We start from the raw sequence: 23,666 nt of genomic DNA, 5'->3' as shown, positions 1-23,666 counted from the left end.
TTATGAGTTACTAAGCCCTATGAAGGAAAAGGATAAAAAAGAAACGCCGGTAAAATCCCATAAAGATTTAAGAGTTTGGAAAGAATCGATGCTTTTAGTAGAAAACATTTATAAAATAACAGATGTTTTTCCTCAATCAGAGCTTTATGGGTTAGTAAGCCAGTTAAGAAGAGCTTCTGTTTCTGTTCCTTCAAATATATCGGAGGGTTGTGGCAGGAAAGGAAATAAAGAACTATCTAGATTTTATATATTGCTTTAGGGTCCTTATCAGAATTAGAAACCCAGATAGAAATTTCGATTAGACTAGGTTATATTACAAAAGAAACTGATCTAGAAAAACAAATTGTTTATATAAGAAGGATGATCTTGAATTTACTAAAAAGACTGTAAGTTAAAAAAACATAATCTTGTTCTAGTTAACTTTGCTACTTGATAACAGTATAACAAAAATAAAATGAAAGGAATAATTCTGGCAGGAGGTTCGGGAACAAGGTTACATCCTTTGACATTGGCAGTTAGTAAGCAACTGATGCCTGTGTACGATAAGCCAATGATTTATTATCCTCTTTCTACTTTGATGTCTGCCGGAATTCGTGAAATTCTAATTATTTCAACACCTAAAGATCTACCGCTTTTCAAACAACTTTTGGGAGATGGTGTAAAATATGGATGCAGGTTTGAATATGCCGTACAAGAAAAACCAAATGGTCTGGCAGAAGCTTTTTTAATAGGAGAAAATTTTATAGGCCAGGATAAAGTAGCACTCATATTGGGAGACAATATTTTTTATGGCTCTGGATTACAAAATCTATTAGAAAGCAATAACGACCCCGAAGGAGGGATTATATATGCATACCATGTTCAGGACCCTGAAAGATATGGAGTTGTTGAGTTTGATCAGGATGGAAATGCAATTTCTATTCAGGAAAAGCCAAAAGACTCCAAATCAAACTATGCGGTCCCCGGAATCTACTTTTACGATAATGAGGTTATTAAAATTGCCAAATTGATAAAGCCAAGTGAAAGAGGAGAATTGGAAATTACCGATATTAATAATGCATATCTTAATAAAGGGAAATTAAAAGTGAGCATATTAGATAAAGGAACTGCCTGGCTTGATACCGGAACGTTTAATTCACTTATGCAAGCATCGCAATTTGTACAGGTGATCGAAGAGCGACAAGGCCTTAAGATAGGTGCTATTGAAGAAACCGCATTTAAAAAAGGATTTATAAATAAAGAACAACTCATTAAATTAGCCGAACCTCTTTTAAAAAGTGGTTATGGTAAATATTTACTGCAATTAGATTAAAAATGAATATAGAATCTACCTTTTTAGAAGGATGTTTTATAATAAAACCTAGGATTATAGAGGATAACAGAGGTTACTTTTTTGAAAGCTTCAATCAAAAAGAATTTCAAGAAAAAATAGGTTTCGAGGTAGATTTTGTTCAAGACAATCAATCCTTTTCCCATAGAGGAATACTGAGAGGCCTACACTTTCAAAAAGGAAGTTTTGCCCAGGCAAAATTAGTGAGAGTCGTTAGGGGTGAAGTTTTGGATGTAGTTGTCGATCTAAGACCAAACTCAAAAACATTTAAAAAGCATTTTTCAATCCTACTTAATGATCAAAACAATTTTCAGCTATATATACCAAGAGGTTTTGCCCATGGTTTTGTTACTTTAAGTGATTATTCGATTTTTTCGTATAAATGTGATAATTATTACAATAAATCTTCAGAATCTGGAATTAGATATAATGATACCGATTTGGCAATAGACTGGAAATTAAACGATTCAGAAATTAAGTTGTCTGCAAAAGATAATATGCTACCTTTCCTAAAAGATCTAATTAATGAACAGTAGAACCCCAATACAGATTCTAGTTACTGGAGCAGGAGGCCAATTAGGTCAGTGTATCAGGAAAATAGGGGGTGATTATGATAATTTGGAAATCTATTTCGCAGATTCAAAAAAATTAGATATTACTCAAAAACAAAAGATAGAAAGTCTTTTTATTGAAAAAGGTTTTAAGGTTGTAATTAACTGTGCTGCGTATACCAATGTAGAACAAGCCGAAAAAGAACCAAAAAAAGCATTTTTGATTAATGCCGAAGGCGCAAAAAATGTTGCAGAAGTTTGTAAAAAACATGATGCGATACTTATTCATATTTCGACAGATTATGTGTTTGATGGAAAAAAAAGAACACCATATACCGAAGAAGATGTTCCGAATCCCATCAATGAATATGGAAAGTCTAAATTGTTAGGAGAAAAGTATATTCAAGAAATTCTTGAGAAATTCTTCATTATCCGAACCTCGTGGTTGTATTCTGAATATAGGCATAATTTTTTTAAGATTATTTTACAAAAATCAAATATCGAAAAGCAATTCACAATCACGAATTCTGAGATCGGTACGCCTACTAATGCCAATGATCTAGCAGCGTTTATTCTTAGTTTGATTCGATCAAACAATAAAAAATATGGTATTTATCATTATAGCAATCAAGGAGAAACAACTTGGTATCATTTTGCAAAAGAAATTTTAAGGCTTTCAGGCAAACTTGGTGGTATAAAACTTGAAAAAACAGATAATTATCCTACTTTTGCAGCCAGGCCCAAATATAGTGTTTTAAGTAAAGAGAAAATCGAAAAGTCCTTAGATATGAGGGTTTTACGATGGCAAGACTCTTTAGAAAAATTAATGAACGAATAGTAGTATGCTTTATCCAATAAAATTTCATTCTATTCTCAAAGAGAAAATATGGGGAGGGGATAAATTGAAGACATTGTTAAACAAAGCTTCAGATAAGGAAAATATAGGTGAAAGCTGGGAAATTTCGACAGTCGATGAAGATATTTCAGTTGTTGCAAATGGCGCTTATCAAGGCGAAAACTTGGTACAATTAATAAAGAATTACAAAGAGGACTTACTAGGAAAAAAAGTATATCAAGAGTTTGGGAATCAGTTTCCTTTATTAATAAAGTTTATCGACGCTAAAGAGGATTTATCTGTTCAGTTACATCCAAATGATGAATTGGCAAAGAAACGACATAACTCGTTCGGAAAAACCGAAATGTGGTATGTAATGCAAGCTGATGAGAATGCCAGGCTAATTGTGGGTTTCAATAAAGACACGTCAAAGGAAGAATATTCTGAATTTCTCGAGAACAGAAGAATTCATGATCTCTTAAACGAAGAACAAGTAAAGAAAGGTGATAGCTACTTTATAAGCGAAGGCACCATACATGCGATAGGGGGAGGAACTCTTATTGCAGAAATACAACAAACCTCAGACATCACCTACCGAGTATACGATTGGGATCGAAAAGACGATCAAGGAAATGAAAGGGAGTTACATACAGAGCTGGCTATAGATGCTTTAGATTATAATTATAACAATAATTATAAGCAAAACTATAGTACTCATGAAAACGTTCCTAATGAAATCACTTCATGCGATTATTTTACTACCAACTATTTGACAGTAGACAAGTATCTTAAAAGAACATATACGAATATTGATTCCTTTAAAATTTATATGTGTGTTGATGGAGAGGGAAGTATTACCGCAAATAAAAACGAAGAACCAATAAAAAAAGGCGAAACGATATTGATTCCAGCAGCATTAGATCATATTGAAATTCGTGGGGCAGCAATAGAACTTTTAGAAATTTATATTAAATAAATTCAAGTTTAAATGAGTAAGATAATCAACGTTATTCTAAGTGGAGGTTCGGGTACTAGGCTTTGGCCGCTTTCAAGGGAGAGCCGACCTAAGCAATTTTTGAAAATTTTTAATAGCCAATCCTTGTTTCAGCACACAATTGATAGAAATAAGAAGTTGGTTGATGAGTTTTTGTTAATCACCAATAAACATCAAATCACCGAAGCCAACAAACAGATTAGTGAGGTGAAAGAATCTTTTTCTAACCTTATCGTTGAACCAGTAGGTAGAAATACCGCTCCTGCAATAGCGCTGATGTCGTTTATGGTAAACCCAGAGGACATTCTTTTTGTTACTCCATGCGACCATATGATTACAAACAAGGATGTTTATAAATCTTGCTTTAACCAAGCAATTGAGCTTGCTAAGAACGATTATTTGGTAACATTTGGTATAGAGCCCAAAGCCCCAGAAACTGGATTTGGTTATATCGAATATAATAACGAAGATGTAATAAGTTTTAGAGAAAAACCCGATGCAAAAACAGCAAAAGAATTTCTTGCTTCAGGAAATTTTTTATGGAATAGTGGAATGTTTTGTTTTAAAGCGGGGGTGTTTCTAGAAGAGTTAAAAAAATACAGAAAAGACATTTTTGAAAGCAGTGAAAATGCAATAGGCACTATTAAGAATAATTTGGTTGATGAAAAAGCAATGTTATCTATACCTGAAGAAAGTGTAGATTATGCTGTTTTTGAAAAAAGTAGTAAGATAAAAACAATCCCTTCGGCGTTTGAATGGACAGATTTAGGGTCTTTTGATTCATTGGTTGGATATTTTCAAAGTTATCCCACTCAGATCGATCATATACAAAAATTAGAGGGGACCGAATCAAACAACTCATATTTCATTGGAAACAAAAAGGCCCTGGGAATTGGCGTTTCTGATATGATCATAGTAGATACCGAAGACTGTCTTCTTATTTTACCAAAGGGAGAAAGTCAGAAAGTAAAAGAAATATATAATTCTGTAAAAAAAACAGATAATAGATTAGTAAAATAGTTATTCTTTTTTCTGAACAGAGAGCTTTAATTCTTAGAGATTTTAAAGGAACATTTTAGTACTATTCTGTAAAGGAAATTTTAAGGTATTCTGGTAAACTTGATTACATAAAACTTGAAAAAACAGATAATTATCCTACTTTTGCAGCTAGGTTCAAACCATAGTGTTTTTAGCAAAGCGAATAAAAAGATTTGGACATGAAAATTATTGATGAGAGTTTTGAGATTTTAATATGAAGAATACCATCAATATTAAAGGAAGTCAAAAAGTAAAATATATAATTTTGTTGAAAAACAACAAGTTCTTAAACTAATTTTTTAGATGAAGAAAGCATTTATAACCGGCGTTACAGGTCAAGATGGAGCCTATTTAAGCGAGTTTTTGTTGAAAAAAGGTTACGAAGTACATGGTATGAAAAGAAGATCTTCGCTTTTCAATACAGATAGGATAGACCATTTATATCAGGATTCACATGTAGAAGACAGAAATTTTCATCTTCATTATGGTGATATGACGGATAGTACAAACTTGATACGCTTAATACAAGAAATTCAACCAGATGAAATTTATAATTTGGCAGCTATGAGTCATGTCCATGTGTCTTTTCAAACACCTGAATACACAGCTAATGCGGATGCAACAGGTACTCTAAGGTTGTTAGAGGCTATTAGAATTTTAGGTTTGGAAAAAAAGACGAGAATTTATCAAGCATCAACTTCAGAATTGTATGGAAAAGTTCAAGAAGTACCGCAGTCCGAAACAACACCATTTTATCCTCGAAGTCCTTATGCTGTAGCAAAAATGTATGCATATTGGATTACAGTTAACTATCGCGAGGCATATGACATGTATGCTTGTAATGGAATCTTGTTTAATCATGAGTCTCCAATTCGAGGAGAAACTTTCGTGACACGTAAAATTACAAGAGCAGCATCCAGAATCGCCTTAGGACTGCAAGATAAATTTTACTTAGGAAATTTAGATGCCCAAAGAGATTGGGGACATGCAAAAGACTATGTAATAATGATGTGGATGATTCTCCAGGCAGATAAACCTGAAGATTGGGTTATTGCTACAGGAAAGACAACCCCAGTGAGAGATTTTGTAAGAATGAGTTTCGCTGAGGCGGGAATAGAACTTGAGTTTAAAGGCGAGGGAGTTAACGAAAAAGCCTATATAGCAAAATGTAACAACCCTGAGTATCAATTAGAAATAGGTAAGGAAATCTTGAATGTGGATCCCAAATATTTTAGGCCTACAGAAGTTGATCTCCTTATTGGAGACCCTACAAAAGCTAAGAAAAAACTTGGATGGACATTAAAGTACGATTTACCAGATTTGGTAAAAGATATGATGCAAAGTGATTTGAAATTAATGAAGAAAGATCAATTCCTTCAGAACGGGGGATATACAACCCTCAATTATTTTGAATAAGAAATGCAGAAAGATTCAAAAATTTATATTGCAGGTCATAGGGGTTTGGTAGGAAGCGCCATTCTTAAAAACTTACAAGAAAAGGGATATTCTAATTTCGTGACTAGAACTCATAAAGAACTTGATCTTACAGATAAAAATGCGGTAGCTGATTTTTTTGAAGAACATAAACCAGAATATGTGTTTTTGGCGGCTGCAAAAGTTGGAGGAATAGTTGCTAATAATGTATATAGAGCTGATTTTATTTATGAAAATTTGATGATTCAGAATAATGTAATTCATCAAAGCTATCTTAATGGAGTTAAGAAGTTACTTTTTTTAGGAAGCACATGCATTTATCCTAAAAACTGTCCTCAACCCATGAAAGAGGATTACCTATTAACCGATACTCTTGAGTATACTAATGAGCCATATGCGATTGCAAAAATTGCAGGTATTAAAATGTGTGAAAGTTATAATATACAATATGACACTAATTTCATATCGGTAATGCCTACAAATTTATATGGCCCAAACGATAATTTTGATTTAGAAAAGTCACATGTTCTTCCTGCATTAATAAGAAAAATGCACTTAGCCAAATTGTTATCTGAATCTAAATCGGATGAAGTAATTAAGGATTTAGGCAAGAATAATATTGATGAGGCGAATGAATATCTAAAAGGGTTTGGTGTAGATGCTAGCAGTGTAGAAATATGGGGCAGTGGAAAGCCTATGAGAGAATTTTTATGGAGTGAGGATATGGCCGATGCATGTGTCTATATTATGAAAAATAGAGATTTTGAGGACACCTACGATAAAAATGCAAAAGAGATCCGAAACACTCATATTAATATAGGAACCGGAAAAGATATTTCAATAAAAGATTTAGCAATATTAATCAAAAAAATCGTCGGTTATTCTGGGAATCTAGTTTTTAATTCGGACAAGCCAGATGGGACGATGAAAAAGCTAACAGATGTTTCTAAACTTAATAGCTTGGGTTGGAAACATAATGTTGAGTTGGAAAAAGGAATTGAGAAAATGTATAATTGGTACATTAATAGAAGTCACTAATATATGTGTGGTATAGCAGGAATATATTCTACGGGAAGAATATCCAAGATAGAAGAAAGAATAGATAGGATGAATAATTCTATTTTACATAGAGGCCCAGATGCAGGGGCGCATTATGTAAGTGAAAACAAAATAGCTTTAGGGCATAGAAGACTTAGCATTATAGATACTCGTGAGATTGCTAATCAACCTATGCATACAAAATCAGATAGATGGCATATTGTTTTCAATGGTGAAATTTATAATTTTCAAGGAATAAGAGAATGTTTAAATTATGAATTTATCACAAACTCTGATACAGAAGTAATAATTGCGGCAGTTGAAGAAAAAGGAATAGATTGGTTTTTGGACAGAGCAAATGGAATGTTTTCTATAGCCCTGTATAACAGCTTAGAGAAAAAATTATTTCTAGTTAGAGATAGACTTGGGATAAAACCTTTATTCTATTATAATGATGGACAGAATATGGTTTTTTCCTCTGAAATAAAAGCCATATTATCAAGCGGGTTAGTAAAAGCAGAATTTAATGATAGTGCTGTTGATGAATATTTGGCAAACAGGTATGTTCGAAGCCCATATACTTTCTTTAAAAAGATTTTTCAAGTAGAACCCGGCAGCTATTTAGAAGTAAATAATGAGTTGTTAAGCACTCAAAAAAAGTTTTGGGATATACCTAAAGAATTTAACACTTCCAAGGATTATAATGAGGACCATGTGTTGGAAGGCTTTGAAAAGGAGTTAGTAAAAGCTATTAAGTATAGATTGATTTCCGATGTGCCATTGGGAACATATCTTAGTGGAGGTGTCGATTCCAGTTTAATAACTGCAATTACTGCTCTGAATAAAGATGAAAAAGTTAACACTTATACAATAGGTTTTAATGAATTAAATGAATTTAAATATTCAGAACTTATAGCCGAACAATATAAGACCAATCATCACGAAATATTGATGAAAAAAGAAGATTATTTGGCAAAATGGGAACAATTGATAAAGTTTAAAGACTCTCCTTTAGGTGTTCCAAATGAAATCCCGTTAGCGGTAATGTCATCAAAGCTAAAAGAAAAAATAACAGTTGTTTTATCAGGTGAAGGAGCAGATGAATTATTAGGTGGTTATGGTAGAATATTTAGAAAACCTTTTGAATATGAAAATTCAAAAAAGGAAACCGAATTCTATAATTATTTTATTCATAATTATGAATACGTGCCTAGAAGCATGAGGGATAAGTTAATAAACACCTCTGTAGAATATCGAGATGAATTTGATTCAAAAATTAAAAAAGAATTTAAGTCAAGGTCAAATGAAGAAAATGTATTCAATTTTTTCCATAAATACCATGTAAAAGGCCTTTTGCAAAGGGTTGATATGACCACTATGCAAACTTCAGTCGAGGCTAGAGTTCCGTTTCTTGATCATAATTTGATTGAATATGCATACAAGAATATTCCTTACGATTTAAAATTGAAATGGTTAGATGAAGAGTCCAAAGAAAAAGCCAAAGAGTTGAACTCTAATGATTATAGTGAAGAACTTGATATTCCTAAATATATATTACGAGAATTGTCTTATAAATATCTTCCTAAAGAAATTATAGAAAGGAAAAAGGTTGGTTTTCCCGTACCTTTAAATGAATGGTTCGATAATCTTGATATATTAGCGAGAGACTTACTGGAGAATGTTGATTGGTTGAAGCCAAATGTGCTGGACAACTTGATTGATCGAAGTAAAAAAGAACCTAGAGCAGGTCAGATCCTTTGGATGTTTATAAATATAGAATTATTCAAGAAAAATTATTTCAACAAAGACTGGAGATGGAATTAAGTCGAACATGATATTTAATCATGTTAAACAATATTAATTTCGACTATAGTTTAAACTTAATTAAGATTATTATGAGCTTTAAAAGAGGAGATGAAAAGATGATAGTAGGTTATACTTCTGGGGTTTATGATCTATTTCATATAGGTCATTTAAATCTATTAAAGAATGCTAAAAGCCTATGTGATAAATTAATTGTTGGTGTGACCAGTGATGAATTAGTTTCTTATAAAAACAAGAAATCCGTAATAAACCATCAAGAAAGAATGGAGATAGTTAGAAGCATCAAACATGTAGATGTAGTAATACCCCAAAACGATATGGATAAGTTTAAGATGTGGGAACGACTAAAATTTGATGTCATGTTTGTTGGTGATGATTGGTTAGACACTCCAAAATGGAAGGAATTAGATGAAAAATTTAAAGAAGTGGGAGTTAAAATTGTTTATTTCCCATATACTCAAGGAACCTCATCTACTTTGATTAATGAAACCTTAAAAAATCTTAGAGGAACCAATTAATTGAATAAAGCCATACGAAGTTTGTGAATTCAAAATATATATACCTTAGTATTTCCTTGCTTTGTAAAATGGGGATTAACATTTTTGTTGTCTTTTTTGTGGCAAAAAAGGTAAGTATAAGCGATTTCGGAAGTTTTTCTTTAGCATTTATTTTTTCATCACTTGGAATTTTGTTGTTAGATTATGGTTTTAATCTAAAGAGTTTAATTCTTAGTGGCAAGAAGGAACAAGAAATAAATAGAAATCTCTCATTAATGGTATCCGGAAAGATAATTGTATCTCTTGCTAGTTTAATATTTTTTATTCCCTTTCTTCTATTCAACACATATGATGATATTACGAATAAAATTATAGCAATATTGGTCTTTTCAGCCATTCCTGCTTCTTTTGGAAACTTTTATTTGAACAGTTTTAAAATTGTCAATAGATTTGATAAAGAGGCTATTGGGTATATTATACAGGGCGGCCTTCTTTTTGTGTTGTTGTTTATAAATGAATTTTTTGGCAAAAACGATATAATTTATTTTGCTTACATACTTGCACTTATAAGGGTAGTATATTTCTTGTATTCAGTTCTTGTATTTAATAAAAGTTTTTCAACAACATTAAAATTAGAAATAAGTAAGGTTTTTACAATTTTAAAAAATGCGACACCTTATGCAATTCATTTAATTTTAGGAGCCTCTATTATTTACATAGACACCTTTATATTGTCTTTATTATCTAGTATTGAAGATGTAGGCTTATATCAAGCAGGAATGAGAATAATAATGGCATCAATGCTTATAGCGGTTATAATAAGTGATGCTTTTATTCCTGAAATATCAGGATTACTTCAAAAAAGAGAGGAAGTAAAATTGAAGCTGGCCAAGCTATTTGAATTCGTAATGTTTTTCTCATTTTTGGCAATCGCCACAGTGTTTTTTTATGATAGAACAATTATCCAGTTATTATTTTCCGAGGAATACCTAGTATTAGAAAATTTTACAATTTATATACTTAGTATTATGTTTTTAAGATATATAGGAATAGTTCCCGGAATTATATTAACCTGTTATGGCAGACAGGATCTTAGGGCAAAAGCTGTTATTGTATCTGTGATTTTTAGTATAATGTTTAATTTGATTTTAATTCCAGTAATGGGCATAAAAGGAGCTTTTTTATCTAGCTTAGCAGCGCATATCGTCTTAAACATAATATATGTATTTGGCTCTTTGAGAATTCAGGGCTTTATAAAACTTGAAAAAAATCATTTTTTTTTATTACTCCTTTTCGTCTTAAATGTATTACTGCAAAAATTGCTTTTTAGAGATATCTTATTTGATTTAATTCTAACTGCAATAATAAATTTAATTTTATTAGGGATCTATTATAAAGGCAGGATGCTTATTGGCCTATTACCCTTTTATAATAAGTTATGATTTTAGTATATTATTTTTGTATATAGAAAAACACAATGTTATATGAAGTATCCATACTCACTGGTTAAGAATAGTTTTCATAGTAAAGAAGCTTGGGTTAATGTTTTATTACTTAAATATATAACGGTTCCATTAGTTTTTATTATGGTTAATTATACTAGGATAACACCAAATATAATTAGTATTTTATCTATGGGTTTCGGAGTTCTATCTGCCTATTATTATTTTTCTAGTAATGTTTTGTTTGGGGGGCTAATGTATTTTATTTCCTATATTTTTGATGCTACAGATGGCAAAGTTGCTAGAATTACTAAAACTGGAAAACCATATGGGGCTTGGATGGATATTAGTATAGATAGATTAAATCTAACCCTAATTAGTACAGCAATTGCGTACAATTATTTTCTTTCTGAGGGGGATTTTAAACTACTTCTATTAAATTCATTATTTTTAGGTTTAAGTTTTATTGGCTCCGAAAGCAGATATAATATCGATATATATAAATTAAAAAATTCTATAAAAGATAAGGATGAAACCTCAACTTCAAAATACGGAAAGTGGTGTGATAAAATGGGTTTAATAAAAGAACCGATTTCTCTACCAGAACTATTTCTTTTTTATTTGATTTTATCACCTCAATTTGGTATAGAATTTTATTCTTGTATTATAGTGTCATTATTATTAGTCTTAAGAATATTGAAACAACAATTTTTCTGGGTACATGTCAGTAAGTCTAAATAAAGTTGTAGTACTTTTTTTTACCATATGCTTTTTAGCAATGGTAGTTCCGTATATCTTTGATTTAGGTGAAGGAAACGTTTTCAAGAATGACTTTTATGCAAAAAGAATAATGACGGCATTGTCATTTCCCTTTTTTTTATGGATTTTTTATTTAGTTTTTAAAAAGAGGAATATAAGTATAAATTCAAACATCGTATTATACCTCACTTTTTATGCAATAGTATTATTTGTTTCCTTTTTCAAAGGAAATAAATTTTCACTAATAATTACAGATGGTTTTATTGCTTTGTTACCCGTTTTTTTTTACATCTTAGTTTTCAAGACAAGTATAAGTACAGAGGTATATAAAAACAGCTTTTTATGGCTTCTTTTCTTAGGTAGTTTATTAGTGGTTTTTGATGTGAAATTACAATTCTCGTATTTCAGTTTATTAGCAATAGTTTATATTTTGTTTTTTGTTAAGGACAAACTTAACATTATTCTTTTATATGCCTTACTTCCAATAATTGTGTTTAAAAGTTTGATAGGTAAAAGCGCACTATTAATGCTTATTTTTATGGTATCATACTTTTTTATTTTTGATTCGGTTAATGTAAGCAGGAAAAAGAAAATTTATTTACTACTTATACCATCAGTTTTAATCACGATTGGAATAGTTATTTTTTGGGACAAAATACAAGCTACAGGATCCTACAGAAACTTCACATATTTTTTAAAGAACACTGATTTTTCTAAACTAAAATTTACTGATCATTCTACAAGTCATAGATTATATGAAGGAGAGGTAATTCTTAGTAATTTTAGGGAAAGCAATTTTTTTGAGAAGTTATTTGGAAATGGATTCGGCAGCACTATTGATCTTTCTGGAACTGTAGATAAAACTATTGCAGGTGCGAATACCGACATTCATAATGTGAGAAATATACATATGGGTTTTTTTGCTGTTTTGAGTCGGTATGGCCTTCTAGGGTTAGTGATTTATATCACTTTTATTTTTAGAATGTTTTTTGTCTGCTGGAAAACGTTAAAAAAACCGAATCATTATTCAATTATTTTAGGGAGCCTTTATGTCTTAATATTACTATTTGACTCGTTAATCTCTTTTCCACATATGATGTCAAATTTTTTGTTTTGGTTTATAGCCTTTATGATTTTATTAGAATACAAAACTATGAATAGACAGAAATTAGACTATGATAATAGAGTGGAATAAAATGTGATTCTTTCTTTTATATGCTTAGAGATAAAATTTTAAAAACTAGTTTTTTGAGCTTTGGAGTTTTCCCATTGCTTCCTGAGAACCTAAAAGGGCTTCCTGTAATTTTGTTATTATTGGCTTCTGTATACTGCATTGTTACCTCTGGATTTAAAAGATTTAATGTGTATACATTCCTGATTTTATCTTCTTTGTTTATAATTAATATTTTAAGCCTTTTAAATACTTTCGATTTTCCCAATAGAAAGGTGGAGACGATGCTTTCTTTGTTACTTGTTCCTTTGGCTTTTTTATTAATTAATCGTAAAGTAAATCGTAGTGAATTAAAAGAATTTAGTATTGTTTTTATAAGCAGCTCAGTTTTACTATCAATATCTCACATGGTCTATTATTATTCCATTGGATTATTCAGCGAGGAGTCTTTAAGAGTAAATTCTTTTAGAAAAGCGGTAGTTGACATACCCATGCTTAGCGATCACCCAATATACGTTTCGATGTTTTTGGCTGTATCGATTTTGTTAATCCCAAATATATTTAAAAGAGTAAACTCGAAAGTAAAGGTCTTTTTTATTCTTGGTATCATTTTTTGTGTCATAGATCTATTTTTGATCTCGAGCAAAGGAGTTGTTGTAAGCTTATTTTTATCATTTACAGTCTATGTGCTTCTAATGTTAAAAGGCTCTAGAAAAAGATTTAAATTTATTGTAGCTTTAGGATTTATTGCTACTTTTTTTATAGCCATTTTTTATCTACCTACTTTAGAAAGAAGATTCAGGGAGCTATATCGTAAAACAACATACACCAAAATTCAGCATCATAATTCTTCTAGTATTAGAATTGGCGTTTACCAATGTGTATTAAAAACAATTTCAGAAAAACCAGTTTTCGGTTATGGTTTAGGGTCCAATGCACTTAGAGAGTGTTATTCAGAATTATCAGACCATTTATACAAAAAGGACTATAATTCTCATAATCAATTTTTAGGATATTTTTTAAATGCTGGTGCTTTTGGTTTCTTAACCTTGGTTGGATTCCTGTTTTATAATTTTAAAATTGCTGTTCGTAAAAGTGATTCTACTTACATTTCTATTTTGATTTTCTTTTCAATAGTCATGCTTACCGAAAATATACTGGAACGACAATCAGGGATTATTTTATTTATTTTTATAGTTTGTACATTTTACTTTTTAGACAAACAAAAATCCCCTTATAATTTACAAGATAGTGCTTAACGTTTAGAAATTAACGATTAAGGTTAGTTTCTTGTCAAAGTATACTTTAAAATCCATTCGTCAACCGAATCATTATTGTCAGTCAATAAAAAACTCACAACAGTATCGTCATCCGAAAAAACTAGCTCTTTGATGTCGTAATAATCTAAGCAACTATAAGTGTATGAGTCAGGATCACCTAATAATTCAGTTTCAAAACTTATTGACAGACTACTTCCATAGCCCTTGTTGTCAATAATTTTATCTATTAAGAATTCTCTACAAGGCACCTCTTCAGAGGCTTGCTGCCCAATTGGATTTCCTGTGTCAGGTCCTTGAGGTCTATCGGGGTCTATTATTAAGTAGTATTCATTATAAAATGGTCCTTGTGGGCTATAACCTCCACTTTCGATTGGAGAAGAAAGCCCCGAATAATAACCATTACTTTCAAATGTAAGGTCTACCTTCCATTTTTTTCCATCAAATCTTTTTTGTTCTCCGGTTCCCGTCCAGGTTCCTGTGAGACGTTTTTGAAAAGATCTTGCACTTTCGGTTACGGTGATATCTCGCACTGCGGTAATACTTTTATTACCATCATATCCAACAGTAACCTGTATAATATAATACCCGCCACGATTAGGGGTCCACTCTACAGTTGGGCTATCATCAAAATCTGAAGATATAATAATATCATTCTTATCCAAAATAGACCACTTATAATAATCTGGTGTTATCTGAGAACCATCTATATCTGCATATTCAACTACTCTTAGTGATAATGTATCATACGCTTCAGGTGTTTCATTGTCAAATAATATAGTCGGGGGTGTAATATTTATTTCAGAATCGCAGCTTGCAACTCCAACCAAAAGCACCAATATAAACCCAATTTTCTTCATCAAAAACTAATAAAATTCTTCGCAAAGATATATTTTTTGCTCATAAGATAAAATGACTTAAGAAATTAGGCAGATAATCACATTACGTTCTGTTAAATATCTTAACTTTGCGCGATTATTACAATCATAGTAATATAGAGCTATAGATGTTCTAATAAGATTAATGGCTTGGTTAGAAATAATTAAATACGAGAATTGTTGACTAGTAAAAAAATAACATTAATAGGTGTAAACTTTTATCCAGAAGATACAGCGATAGGATTATATTCTACAGATATGGCGCGGTATTTTGTTGAAAAAGGCCATACCGTGAATGTCGTTACAGGCTTTCCTTATTATCCTCAATGGAGGATTAAAGATTCTTATAAAAAGAAAAGTTCTTTTTACCAAGAAGAGGTTGATGGAATAAGGATATATAGGTATAAACAATACGTTCCTAAAAAACCAAATTTCATAAAACGAATATTTCATTTAATTGACTTTACTATTGGATCTTGGTTCAACCTGTTTAAAATAAAAGAAACAGATATTGTTATTTCCATAGTTCCTTTTACCTCTACAATTTTGCTTGGCTGGATTTTAAAGAAAAGACGTAAGGCAAACTTATGGGTTCATGTACAGGATTTTGAATTTGATGCAGCATTACAATCAGGAGTTACAAAATCTAGTAAAGGGATAAAAACGTTAATCTTTAAAATTCTTTTTGGTATTGAAAAATGGTTGTTTTCCAAAGCGGATATTGCAAGTACTATAAGCAATACAATGCTCAAGAAATTAGACCGGAAAGCCAAAGCTGAGTCTTTTTTTCTTCCTAATTGGATTGATGCAAATAAAATAAATCCTGAATCAGCTCAAAAGCACGCATATTTAAACTCTAATAAATTTAAGATTCTGTATTCTGGTAATATTGGAGATAAGCAGAATTGGGAATTTTTCTTAGAGTTTATAAAAGAACTGGATACAGAAAGAACCGAAATTATTGTTGTTGGAGATGGAGCGAAAAAAGAGTGGTTACTTGATAAAATTAAAGAATACAATTTCGTTAAATATTTTTCGCCCGTTCCTTTTGAAGAATTATCGGATTTATTATGTAGTGCAGATTTGCATATTTTGTTTCAAAAAGAAGATGTCATAGATACTGTGATGCCATCAAAATTATTAGGGATGATGGCTAGTGCTACACCATCATTAGTTACAGGTAATATACAATCAGAAGTAAAAAAAGTGTTAGATGAGTCAAGGGGAGGATATTATTTAAGCGAGGCCAATGTAAATCAAGTAATGAATGTTGTAAATAATCTAGTGGATGATAAGACTGTTTCTCAAGAAATGGGGTTGAAGGCTAGAGAATATATTGTCAATCGATTTTCTAAAAATAAAATTCTAGAAACCTTAAATAACAAACTAGAAGAAGTCTAAAACAATGTTCTTCTTCAAAAAAAGTGAATAAATGAAGATCTCAGTAATAGGGACTGGATATGTTGGCCTAGTAACTGGAACTTGCTTGGCAGAAACAGGAAACGAGGTAATCTGTGTAGACATAGACGAACAAAAGGTTCAAAGAATGAGAAAGGGTGAGGTTCCTATCTATGAACCTCATTTGGACATATTATTTGAACGAAATATAAAAGCCGGTAGATTAAAGTTTTCTACGTCACTTTCTGAAGGATTGGACCACGGAGAAATTATTTTTTTGGCCTTACCTACACCAGAAAATGGGGATGGCGCCGCAGATCTATCTTATGTTCTTGGAGTGGCAGAAGAAATCGGAAATTTGATTACTGATTATAAAGTAATAGTTGATAAAAGCACTGTACCTGTTGGAACCGCAGATAAAGTGAAGAAAGTAATTGCAGAAAGTGCAAAATGTGAATTTGACGTAGTTTCGAACCCCGAATTTCTTAGAGAAGGCTTTGCCGTAGATGATTTTCTAAAACCTGAAAGAATAATTATTGGTTCTAGCTCTGAAAAGGCCACAGAGCTTATGAAAAAACTCTACAAACCTTTTGTAAGATCTGGAAACCCAATAATTGTGATGGATGAAAGATCTGCCGAGCTTACCAAATATGCCGCAAACTCCTTTCTAGCGGCAAAAATTACATTTATGAATGAAATAGCCAATTACTGCGAAAAAGTTGGTGCCGATGTAGACCAAGTTCGTAAAGGCATGGGTACAGATTCTAGAATAGGTAAACGTTTTTTGTTCCCGGGAATAGGATACGGTGGTTCTTGTTTCCCTAAGGATGTAAAAGCACTCCAAAAGGCAGGTAGGGAAAAAGGGTATGATTTCAAAATGTTGGATGCCATTATCAAGGTGAACAAGAACCAGAAGACCATTCTATTGCCAAAAATTAGAGAGTATTTTAATAATGACTTAAAGGGAAAAACTTTTGCCCTCTGGGGCTTGTCATTCAAGCCGGAGACCGATGATATACGTGAGGCACCATCCCTTGCAATAATTGACCACTTGCTAATTGAAGGCGCAAAAATAAATGCTTATGATCCAGAGGCTATGACCAATGTAGAACGATTGCTGGGCAATAAAATTAATTTTGGCAGCTCTATGTATGATGTATTGCAGGATGCAGATGCATTGATTATTTGTACTGAATGGAGTATTTTTAGAACGCCAGATTTTCGCAGAATAAAGGATCGTCTAATTAATAACGTTATCTTTGATGGCAGAAATGTTTACGATCTTCAGGATGTAGAGAAGGAGGGAATTTCATATTTTTCGATAGGTAGAAAAGATATAAAGTTATAAAATGAAAAAAGTTTTAATTACAGGAGCGGCTGGTTTTCTGGGATCTCATCTTTGTGATCGATTCATCAAAGAAGGGTTTCATGTAATCGGAATGGATAACTTAATCACTGGTGACCTTAAAAATATTGAACATTTGTTCAAACTTAAACATTTTGAATTTTATCATCATGATGTGACTAAATTTGTTCATGTTCCGGGTAAATTAGATTATATACTTCATTTTGCTTCACCTGCGAGCCCTATCGATTACTTAAAAATCCCAATTCAAACTTTGAAAGTAGGCTCTCTAGGTACTCATAACCTTTTGGGATTAGCCAAAGAGAAAAAAGCTAGAATCCTTATAGCTTCTACTAGTGAGGTCTATGGAGATCCATTGATACACCCTCAAAATGAAGAGTATTATGGTAATGTAAATACCATCGGGCCAAGAGGTGTCTACGATGAGGCCAAACGTTTCCAAGAATCCATTACTATGGCATATCATACATATCATGGATTAGAAATTAGGATTGCGCGTATTTTTAATACGTATGGCCCAAGAATGCGATTAAACGACGGTAGAGTAGTTCCAGCATTTATTGGACAGGCCTTAAGAGGTGAAGACCTTACTGTTTTTGGAGATGGTTCTCAGACACGGTCTTTTTGTTATGTTGACGATCAAATTGAAGGAATATACAGACTACTTTCAAGTGATTATATATACCCAGTAAATATTGGAAACCCTAATGAAATTACCATCAGAGATTTTGCGGAAGAAATTATTAAGCTCACAGGAACCAAACAAAAAATAATTTATAAAGAATTACCTATTAATGATCCTTTGCAAAGACAACCGGATATAACTAAGGCAAAAGAAGTTTTGAACTGGGAGCCAAAAATTAGTAGAACCGAAGGGATGAAAAGGACATTAGAATATTTTAAAAGTCTTTCAAAGGAAGAATTATATAAGAGTGAACATAGAGATTTTAAAAAATAATATAAAGATTATATGAGTGGTAGAATAGGCAGATATTCTGTATATATAAAACCTCTTTTTGGTTTGATAGATTTGGTTATATTAAATGGTACGATATTATTTTTTCAGACTAACATAACTTATAAAATCTTATTTTCTATTTATATATCGGTTTTATGGATCATACTTTCAATAAAAAATAAGTTTTATGACACTAAGCGCTTTTCTAAAGTAATTCAAGTATTAGCATCCTTGATTAGACAATTTTTGATTTTTGGCCTTATTCTTTATGCATTCATTGGGTTTTTTAAACAACCCAATATAAGTAGGTTGGAAATGGGGAAATATTTTGTTGCTATAATAGGGCTTATTACAATTACGAAGTATACACTTCTCTTTTTGTTATCGAAATATAGGAAAGTGTTTGGAGGAAATATTCGTAAAGTTGTCGTTATTGGAGACAATAAAAAAACAAATCAACTTATTAAGATATTCAAAGACAAGCCAGAGTTTGGATATAGATACCAAAAGAAATTTGGGGTAAAGGATAAAGATTTCGATTTAGAAACATGTTTTTATTATATCGTCGAAAACGAGATCGATGAAGTCTATTGTTCGATAGCCGAATTATCAAATGATCAATTGTATCGAATAGTTAATTTCACCGAAAATAACTTAAAAGTATTAAAATTTATCCCGGATAATAAGGATATTTTTACCAAAAAGTTAATTTTTAATTATTATGAATATATACCTGTTTTATCGTTTCGCGAAATTCCTTTAGATGATTCGATAAACAAATTCTTAAAAAGAACTTTTGATATTTTATTATCATTAGTTGTGTTGATAGGAATCCTTTCGTGGCTTACTCCTTTAATCGCTTTATTTATTCAATTAGAGTCTAGAGGCCCCGTGTTTTTTAGACAACTTCGCAACGGGTTGGATTATAGAGAGTTTTATTGCTATAAATATAGATCGATGAAACCAAGTACAAGTTCAAATCAAGCTACTCGTGGAGATGCTCGTGTTACCAAAGTAGGTAAATTTATGAGAAGAACCAGTATAGATGAATTGCCTCAATTTATTAATGTACTTAAGGGAGATATGTCTGTCGTGGGGCCAAGACCGCATATGGTAAAGCATAATGAAGAGTTTGCTCAAAAAGTGGATAAGTTTATGGTTAGGCATTTTGTAAAACCAGGAATTACTGGTTTGGCACAAGTAAGTGGTTTTAGAGGAGAAATAGAAACTAAAAAAGACATTATTAACAGAGTTAAATATGATATCTTTTATGTCGAAAACTGGTCCTTATTACTCGATATAAAAATTGTGATTCTTACCGTGGTTAATGCCATTAAAGGAGAAGAGAAAGCTTATTAATAATGTTTTGAATAGTATTTTAAGATACTGTAGCTTTTACAAGAAATAATTAATTTTAAAATTATCCGTTTATATATAATTACTCCATAAATAGCTAATGTCCAGAATAATATGGAACTAACCAAAATAACATCTGGCTTCAAGGAGATGCTTTATATCGATGATAATGATCTGGTCTTAACCATTTTTTGGAACAGCTTATATACCGCTTTCTTCCTGTTGCCACTTGGGATTAATCTACCAACCCCATTTTTTATAATTTCTATTGTGCTGGGTCTTATTAATATTTTTAGATCCAGGAAAAAGCATTTTTCTAATGACAAGGCACTTCTATTGTTCCCATTGTATTTTATAATAATGGCATTTAGCCTTATATATTCAGATAATATTTCGGCTGGCTTCGATTTGCTTCAACGATCTTTATCACTATTATTTTTTCCCGTTATTTTCCTCTTTGTAAAAGAAGATGCGTCTACAGTTAAAAAACTCATCGAGTTTCTTCTTATTGGACTGTTGGTTTCTTTTTTTATAAATCTTACGGTCGCTTGTTATAATGTGTTTTCTATAATTAAGGATGATTTTTCTTTTTTTGAACTTTCATTAGAGGGGTTCAATTTACTTCTGAATTCTTTATCAGATGGGTGGAATTATTTTATTGGAGCAGAGTTTTCGGGTCTGGTTAACCCAAGTTATGTCTCTTTGTACATATTGCTGGTTTTAAGTTATTACCTAAAAAACAAAATACTTTCCAGAACCCGGTTACTTATAACTCTTGTACTTTTTTTATATCTATTTCTGTTAGCATCAATAGCAGCTTATCTTACCTTGTTTATTATAAGCATATTGTTGATTTTCAATATTCCCGACAAAAACCAAAAATATACCATGATCATAGTATTTATCTTGGGATTGATTGTTTTTTTACAAAACCCCAGGGTATTTGATTTTTATACCAATGTAACTGACACGGCTGAAACCCTGGAAATTGATAACACATCGGTAGAAAAGTCCAGATTATTAACCTGGGATGCGAGCGTGAAACTTATAGAAGAAGCCCCTATTTTGGGCTATGGTATAGGAGACACCAATGATGTTTTAATCGAAAAATACAAAGAGCTCAATTATATCTCCAACTATCAAAATAAATATAATGCGCATAACCAATTTCTTCAAACCTTCTTACAAACAGGAATTTTTGGATTTGGTGTGTTGGTAAATATATTTGTTTTACTGGCTATACGAATGAATAGAAGTCGAAACGAAGTAGCAGTTTATGTTATTCTTTTTATTTCACTCTTTTTTGAATCGATGCTGGTACGATTTAACGGGATTGTGTTCTTTTCTATAATCATCCCATTATTACTTAAAAAGCGAAGTATTTTGAGTAGTAGAATTATACGAAATGAATAATTTAAAGTTGAATATCCGTTAAGACTCATAATTCATACGTCACCCTGAGACCTCCAATAAAATTTTATCCAGTGTTTACATCGACGTTTACATCCTTCTTTGGCCCACACACAATCTCGCCTGTCGCTATTGCGCCATCGTCTTCAAAAGGAAGGGAGTAAAGTCCCTCTTAAGAAGAGCTATGATGTGTATACAAATAATATTACGATAGAACAGAGTCTGAAACATCCCTTTAAATCTCCACGCCGCGGCATGGAGACTTTTTAACTCCCTTCCTTTGAAGGAAGGGCCGGGGATGGATGTTTTTTTATCAAAAAGGTTCAATTCAAGAGTTGTGTACACACGGTAGCTTTGAAGAGGGATTTAGGGAGATGTTTTACTCGATAATCCTGCCCCGACAGACACAGCGAGATTTAGACCTGAGGCTTGCTTCAATTTTTTAAGTTTTTTCCTAACGAATGCCTCGTGTGCTTGCAGTAAAGTGTTTTACTGACTGAAAATCAATATATTACAACATTGGCCGATGATAATACTGAAACGAGTTCAGCACAAGCTTGTTTCAGCATCTCATTAAGATATGTTCTACCTAGTAAAATGAAATCTCAAATCCCCACTTGTAAGACAAACAGGTAGTTCGGGATGAAATTGTTTATTGATTTAGCTATATACAGTTATTTTTATTAATAAAATTTTAACACTTATGTTTTCTGAGTCTCAAAAAATGAAACTGGAATTTTCTATTCTTGCAAAAATAAGCAGCATAAAAACGTATTATTCTGTGGATCAGTAATTAGAAATTTCATGCTTTTGTTGGGTATTATTAAATTATTAACAATCATCATTTTTAGATATAAAGCAGTATCAATATATCTATATTTGCCGCGCTTTTTACGGCCCCAAAATATAAAAGCCTATAACTTTTTTAATCATCAACGTATTATGAAAACAAGCATTTTTACATGCATGGCAATATTGCTATGTGGTGTTACTTTTGGTCAAACCAATACATTTCCGGATCATGGCAATGTTGGTATTGGAACGATTGCCCCTAACCATACACTAGATATTTATGGAACTTCTAGAAGTATAAATCTTGGAGATTCAGTAGGGTCTTTACTCTTCAGGAATAATTCTGGAGGTACCAATGAGATTAGAAGTTATGGGTTGGCGTTGGAAATAGAAACAAGGGATTTTCAGGATATATTTTTTAACAGTAACAACGGAAATTCAAAACTGGTTACTATCAAGGGCGATGGCAGTGGTGTTGGTATTGGAACGATTACCCCTAACCATACGCTCGATATTTATGGAGCTTCTAGAAGTATAAATCTTGGAGATTCAGGGGGATCTTTACTTTTCAGGAATAATTCTGGGGGTACTAATGAGATTAGAAGTTATGGGTTGGCGTTGGAAATAGAAACAAGGGATTTTCAGGATATATTTTTTAACAGTAACAACGGAAATTCAAAATTGGTTACCATCAAGGGCGATGGCAGTGGTGTTGGTATCGGAACGATTGCCCCTAACCATACACTAGATATTTATGGAGCTTCTAGAAGTATAAATCTTGGAGATTCAGTAGGGTCTTTACTCTTCAGGAATAATTCTGGAGGTACCAATGAGATTAGAAGTTATGGGTTGGCGTTGGAAATAGAAACAAGAGATTTTCAGGATATATTTTTTAACAGTAACAACGGAAATTCAAAACTGGTTACTATCAAGGGCGATGGTAGTGGTGTCGGTATTGGAACGACAACTCCAGACTCAAAACTCACTGTAAAAGGAAAAATCCATGCCGAAGAAGTAAAGATCGACCTAAGCGTACCCGCACCCGATTATGTCTTCAAAAAAGAGTATGACTTGTTGACCATTGATGAAGTGCAACAGCATATCCAGGAAAAAGGGCACTTGCCTAATATTCCATCAGCCAAAGTTATGGAAACTGAAGGTGTGGATCTGGGAACTATGAATATGAAGTTGCTCGAGAAGATAGAAGAGTTAACACTGTATGCAATAGAGCAGAATAAAAAAAATAAGGAACAAGAAGAACGAATCAAGATTCTTGAAAAGAAATTAGAAACCTTGTTAAATAACCAATAGTAAAATA

20 protein-coding genes and 1 pseudogene are annotated in these 23,666 nt (G+C 32.0%); 20 read left to right on the top strand and 1 reads right to left on the bottom strand.

Annotated features, from left to right (window positions below):
• Positions 1-19: 19 nt before the first annotated feature.
• The 14 genes and pseudogenes from U6A24_RS23235 to U6A24_RS19870 all read left to right on the top strand — a co-directional run bounded on the left by U6A24_RS23235 (position 20) and on the right by U6A24_RS19870 (position 14,172).
• A pseudogene (locus U6A24_RS23235) lies at positions 20-390 on the top strand (four helix bundle protein).
• Positions 391-454: 64 nt separating this feature from the next.
• Positions 455-1,312 (top strand): glucose-1-phosphate thymidylyltransferase RfbA, encoded by an 858-nt coding sequence (rfbA, locus tag U6A24_RS19930; RefSeq protein WP_324181778.1) that lies wholly within the window; start codon positions 455-457, stop codon positions 1,310-1,312.
• 2 nt (positions 1,313-1,314) lie between these two features.
• Positions 1,315-1,866 (top strand): dTDP-4-dehydrorhamnose 3,5-epimerase, encoded by a 552-nt coding sequence (gene rfbC, locus U6A24_RS19925; RefSeq protein ID WP_324181777.1) that lies wholly within the window; start codon positions 1,315-1,317, stop codon positions 1,864-1,866.
• Positions 1,856-2,719, top strand: a complete 864-nt coding sequence (gene rfbD, locus U6A24_RS19920) for a dTDP-4-dehydrorhamnose reductase (RefSeq protein WP_324181776.1) — start codon at positions 1,856-1,858, stop codon at positions 2,717-2,719. Before rfbC ends, rfbD begins: the two co-directional genes overlap by 11 nt.
• Before the next feature lie 4 nt (positions 2,720-2,723).
• Positions 2,724-3,692, top strand: a complete 969-nt coding sequence (locus U6A24_RS19915; protein WP_324181775.1) for a type I phosphomannose isomerase catalytic subunit — start codon at positions 2,724-2,726, stop codon at positions 3,690-3,692.
• A gap of 12 nt (positions 3,693-3,704) precedes the next feature.
• A complete protein-coding gene (locus U6A24_RS19910; protein WP_324181774.1) occupies positions 3,705-4,730 on the top strand; it encodes a mannose-1-phosphate guanylyltransferase in 1,026 nt (341 codons plus the stop codon).
• 321 nt (positions 4,731-5,051) lie between these two features.
• Positions 5,052-6,164: a GDP-mannose 4,6-dehydratase gene (gene gmd, locus U6A24_RS19905; protein ID WP_324181773.1), complete on the top strand. Its 1,113-nt coding sequence runs from the start codon at positions 5,052-5,054 to the stop codon at positions 6,162-6,164.
• Positions 6,165-6,167: 3 nt separating this feature from the next.
• Positions 6,168-7,220: a GDP-L-fucose synthase family protein gene (locus tag U6A24_RS19900; RefSeq protein ID WP_324181772.1), complete on the top strand. Its 1,053-nt coding sequence runs from the start codon at positions 6,168-6,170 to the stop codon at positions 7,218-7,220.
• 3 nt (positions 7,221-7,223) lie between these two features.
• Complete coding sequence (gene asnB / locus U6A24_RS19895) at positions 7,224-9,044, top strand: asparagine synthase (glutamine-hydrolyzing) (protein WP_324181771.1); 1,821 nt, start codon at positions 7,224-7,226, stop codon at positions 9,042-9,044.
• 71 nt (positions 9,045-9,115) lie between these two features.
• Complete coding sequence (locus U6A24_RS19890; RefSeq protein ID WP_324181770.1) at positions 9,116-9,562, top strand: adenylyltransferase/cytidyltransferase family protein; 447 nt, start codon at positions 9,116-9,118, stop codon at positions 9,560-9,562.
• Between the two features lie 23 nt (positions 9,563-9,585).
• Positions 9,586-10,983 (top strand): oligosaccharide flippase family protein, encoded by a 1,398-nt coding sequence (locus U6A24_RS19885; protein ID WP_324181769.1) that lies wholly within the window; start codon positions 9,586-9,588, stop codon positions 10,981-10,983.
• 42 nt (positions 10,984-11,025) lie between these two features.
• On the top strand, positions 11,026-11,724 hold the full coding sequence (locus tag U6A24_RS19880) for a CDP-alcohol phosphatidyltransferase family protein (protein ID WP_324181768.1): 699 nt from the start codon (positions 11,026-11,028) through the stop codon (positions 11,722-11,724).
• Between the two features lie 556 nt (positions 11,725-12,280).
• A complete protein-coding gene (locus tag U6A24_RS19875; RefSeq protein ID WP_324181767.1) occupies positions 12,281-12,937 on the top strand; it encodes an O-antigen ligase family protein in 657 nt (218 codons plus the stop codon).
• A 53-nt stretch (positions 12,938-12,990) separates the two neighbouring features.
• Positions 12,991-14,172 (top strand): O-antigen ligase family protein, encoded by a 1,182-nt coding sequence (locus U6A24_RS19870; protein ID WP_324181766.1) that lies wholly within the window; start codon positions 12,991-12,993, stop codon positions 14,170-14,172.
• Positions 14,173-14,195: 23 nt separating this feature from the next.
• Here the strand turns inward: U6A24_RS19870 and U6A24_RS19865 are convergent, their stop codons facing one another.
• Positions 14,196-15,050 (bottom strand): hypothetical protein, encoded by an 855-nt coding sequence (locus U6A24_RS19865; protein ID WP_324181765.1) that lies wholly within the window; start codon positions 15,048-15,050, stop codon positions 14,196-14,198.
• 198 nt (positions 15,051-15,248) lie between these two features.
• Here U6A24_RS19865 and U6A24_RS19860 point away from each other — a divergent pair, with 198 nt between their 5' ends.
• The 6 genes from U6A24_RS19860 to U6A24_RS19835 all read left to right on the top strand — a co-directional run bounded on the left by U6A24_RS19860 (position 15,249) and on the right by U6A24_RS19835 (position 23,659).
• Positions 15,249-16,469 carry a WcaI family glycosyltransferase gene (locus tag U6A24_RS19860; RefSeq protein ID WP_324181764.1) on the top strand — a complete coding sequence of 407 codons (1,221 nt, stop codon included), beginning with the start codon at positions 15,249-15,251 and terminating at the stop codon, positions 16,467-16,469.
• A 31-nt stretch (positions 16,470-16,500) separates the two neighbouring features.
• The gene (locus U6A24_RS19855; RefSeq protein WP_324181763.1) at positions 16,501-17,814 is read left to right on the top strand and encodes a UDP-glucose dehydrogenase family protein; all 1,314 of its coding nucleotides are present in this window, start codon (positions 16,501-16,503) and stop codon (positions 17,812-17,814) included.
• A gap of 1 nt (position 17,815) precedes the next feature.
• Positions 17,816-18,790 (top strand): UDP-glucuronic acid decarboxylase family protein, encoded by a 975-nt coding sequence (locus tag U6A24_RS19850; protein WP_324181762.1) that lies wholly within the window; start codon positions 17,816-17,818, stop codon positions 18,788-18,790.
• Between the two features lie 12 nt (positions 18,791-18,802).
• Positions 18,803-20,149 carry an exopolysaccharide biosynthesis polyprenyl glycosylphosphotransferase gene (locus tag U6A24_RS19845; RefSeq protein ID WP_324181761.1) on the top strand — a complete coding sequence of 449 codons (1,347 nt, stop codon included), beginning with the start codon at positions 18,803-18,805 and terminating at the stop codon, positions 20,147-20,149.
• A 111-nt stretch (positions 20,150-20,260) separates the two neighbouring features.
• Entirely contained in the window at positions 20,261-21,559 is a 1,299-nt protein-coding gene (locus U6A24_RS19840; RefSeq protein WP_324181760.1) for an O-antigen ligase family protein, read from the top strand.
• A gap of 939 nt (positions 21,560-22,498) precedes the next feature.
• Positions 22,499-23,659 (top strand): hypothetical protein, encoded by a 1,161-nt coding sequence (locus tag U6A24_RS19835; protein ID WP_324181759.1) that lies wholly within the window; start codon positions 22,499-22,501, stop codon positions 23,657-23,659.
• Positions 23,660-23,666 lie beyond the last annotated feature (7 nt).

Source organism: Aquimarina gracilis, assembly GCF_035285365.1.
Classification (GTDB): domain Bacteria; phylum Bacteroidota; class Bacteroidia; order Flavobacteriales; family Flavobacteriaceae; genus Aquimarina; species Aquimarina gracilis.
Note: the sequence above shows the minus strand (reverse complement) of the source record. Positions and strands in the feature narration are given on the sequence as shown.

Excerpts from the sequence above, each read along its gene's own strand:
- rfbD (WP_324181776.1), top strand. The coding sequence starts at position 1,856 with ATGAACAGTAGAACCCCAATACAGATTCTAGTTACTGGAGCAGGAGGC.
- U6A24_RS19900 (WP_324181772.1), top strand. The coding sequence starts at position 6,168 with ATGCAGAAAGATTCAAAAATTTATATTGCAGGTCATAGGGGTTTGGTA.
- U6A24_RS19890 (WP_324181770.1), top strand. The coding sequence starts at position 9,116 with ATGAGCTTTAAAAGAGGAGATGAAAAGATGATAGTAGGTTATACTTCT.
- U6A24_RS19845 (WP_324181761.1), top strand. The coding sequence starts at position 18,803 with ATGAGTGGTAGAATAGGCAGATATTCTGTATATATAAAACCTCTTTTT.
- asnB (WP_324181771.1), top strand. The coding sequence starts at position 7,224 with ATGTGTGGTATAGCAGGAATATATTCTACGGGAAGAATATCCAAGATA.
- gmd (WP_324181773.1), top strand. The coding sequence starts at position 5,052 with ATGAAGAAAGCATTTATAACCGGCGTTACAGGTCAAGATGGAGCCTAT.
- U6A24_RS19915 (WP_324181775.1), top strand. The coding sequence starts at position 2,724 with ATGCTTTATCCAATAAAATTTCATTCTATTCTCAAAGAGAAAATATGG.
- rfbC (WP_324181777.1), top strand. The coding sequence starts at position 1,315 with ATGAATATAGAATCTACCTTTTTAGAAGGATGTTTTATAATAAAACCT.
- U6A24_RS19865 (WP_324181765.1), bottom strand. The coding sequence starts at position 15,050 with ATGAAGAAAATTGGGTTTATATTGGTGCTTTTGGTTGGAGTTGCAAGC.
- rfbA (WP_324181778.1), top strand. The coding sequence starts at position 455 with ATGAAAGGAATAATTCTGGCAGGAGGTTCGGGAACAAGGTTACATCCT.
- U6A24_RS19850 (WP_324181762.1), top strand. The coding sequence starts at position 17,816 with ATGAAAAAAGTTTTAATTACAGGAGCGGCTGGTTTTCTGGGATCTCAT.
- U6A24_RS19835 (WP_324181759.1), top strand. The coding sequence starts at position 22,499 with ATGAAAACAAGCATTTTTACATGCATGGCAATATTGCTATGTGGTGTT.
- U6A24_RS19880 (WP_324181768.1), top strand. The coding sequence starts at position 11,026 with ATGAAGTATCCATACTCACTGGTTAAGAATAGTTTTCATAGTAAAGAA.
- U6A24_RS19840 (WP_324181760.1), top strand. The coding sequence starts at position 20,261 with ATGGAACTAACCAAAATAACATCTGGCTTCAAGGAGATGCTTTATATC.
- U6A24_RS19910 (WP_324181774.1), top strand. The coding sequence starts at position 3,705 with ATGAGTAAGATAATCAACGTTATTCTAAGTGGAGGTTCGGGTACTAGG.
- U6A24_RS19855 (WP_324181763.1), top strand. The coding sequence starts at position 16,501 with ATGAAGATCTCAGTAATAGGGACTGGATATGTTGGCCTAGTAACTGGA.
- U6A24_RS19875 (WP_324181767.1), top strand. The coding sequence starts at position 12,281 with ATGGTATCATACTTTTTTATTTTTGATTCGGTTAATGTAAGCAGGAAA.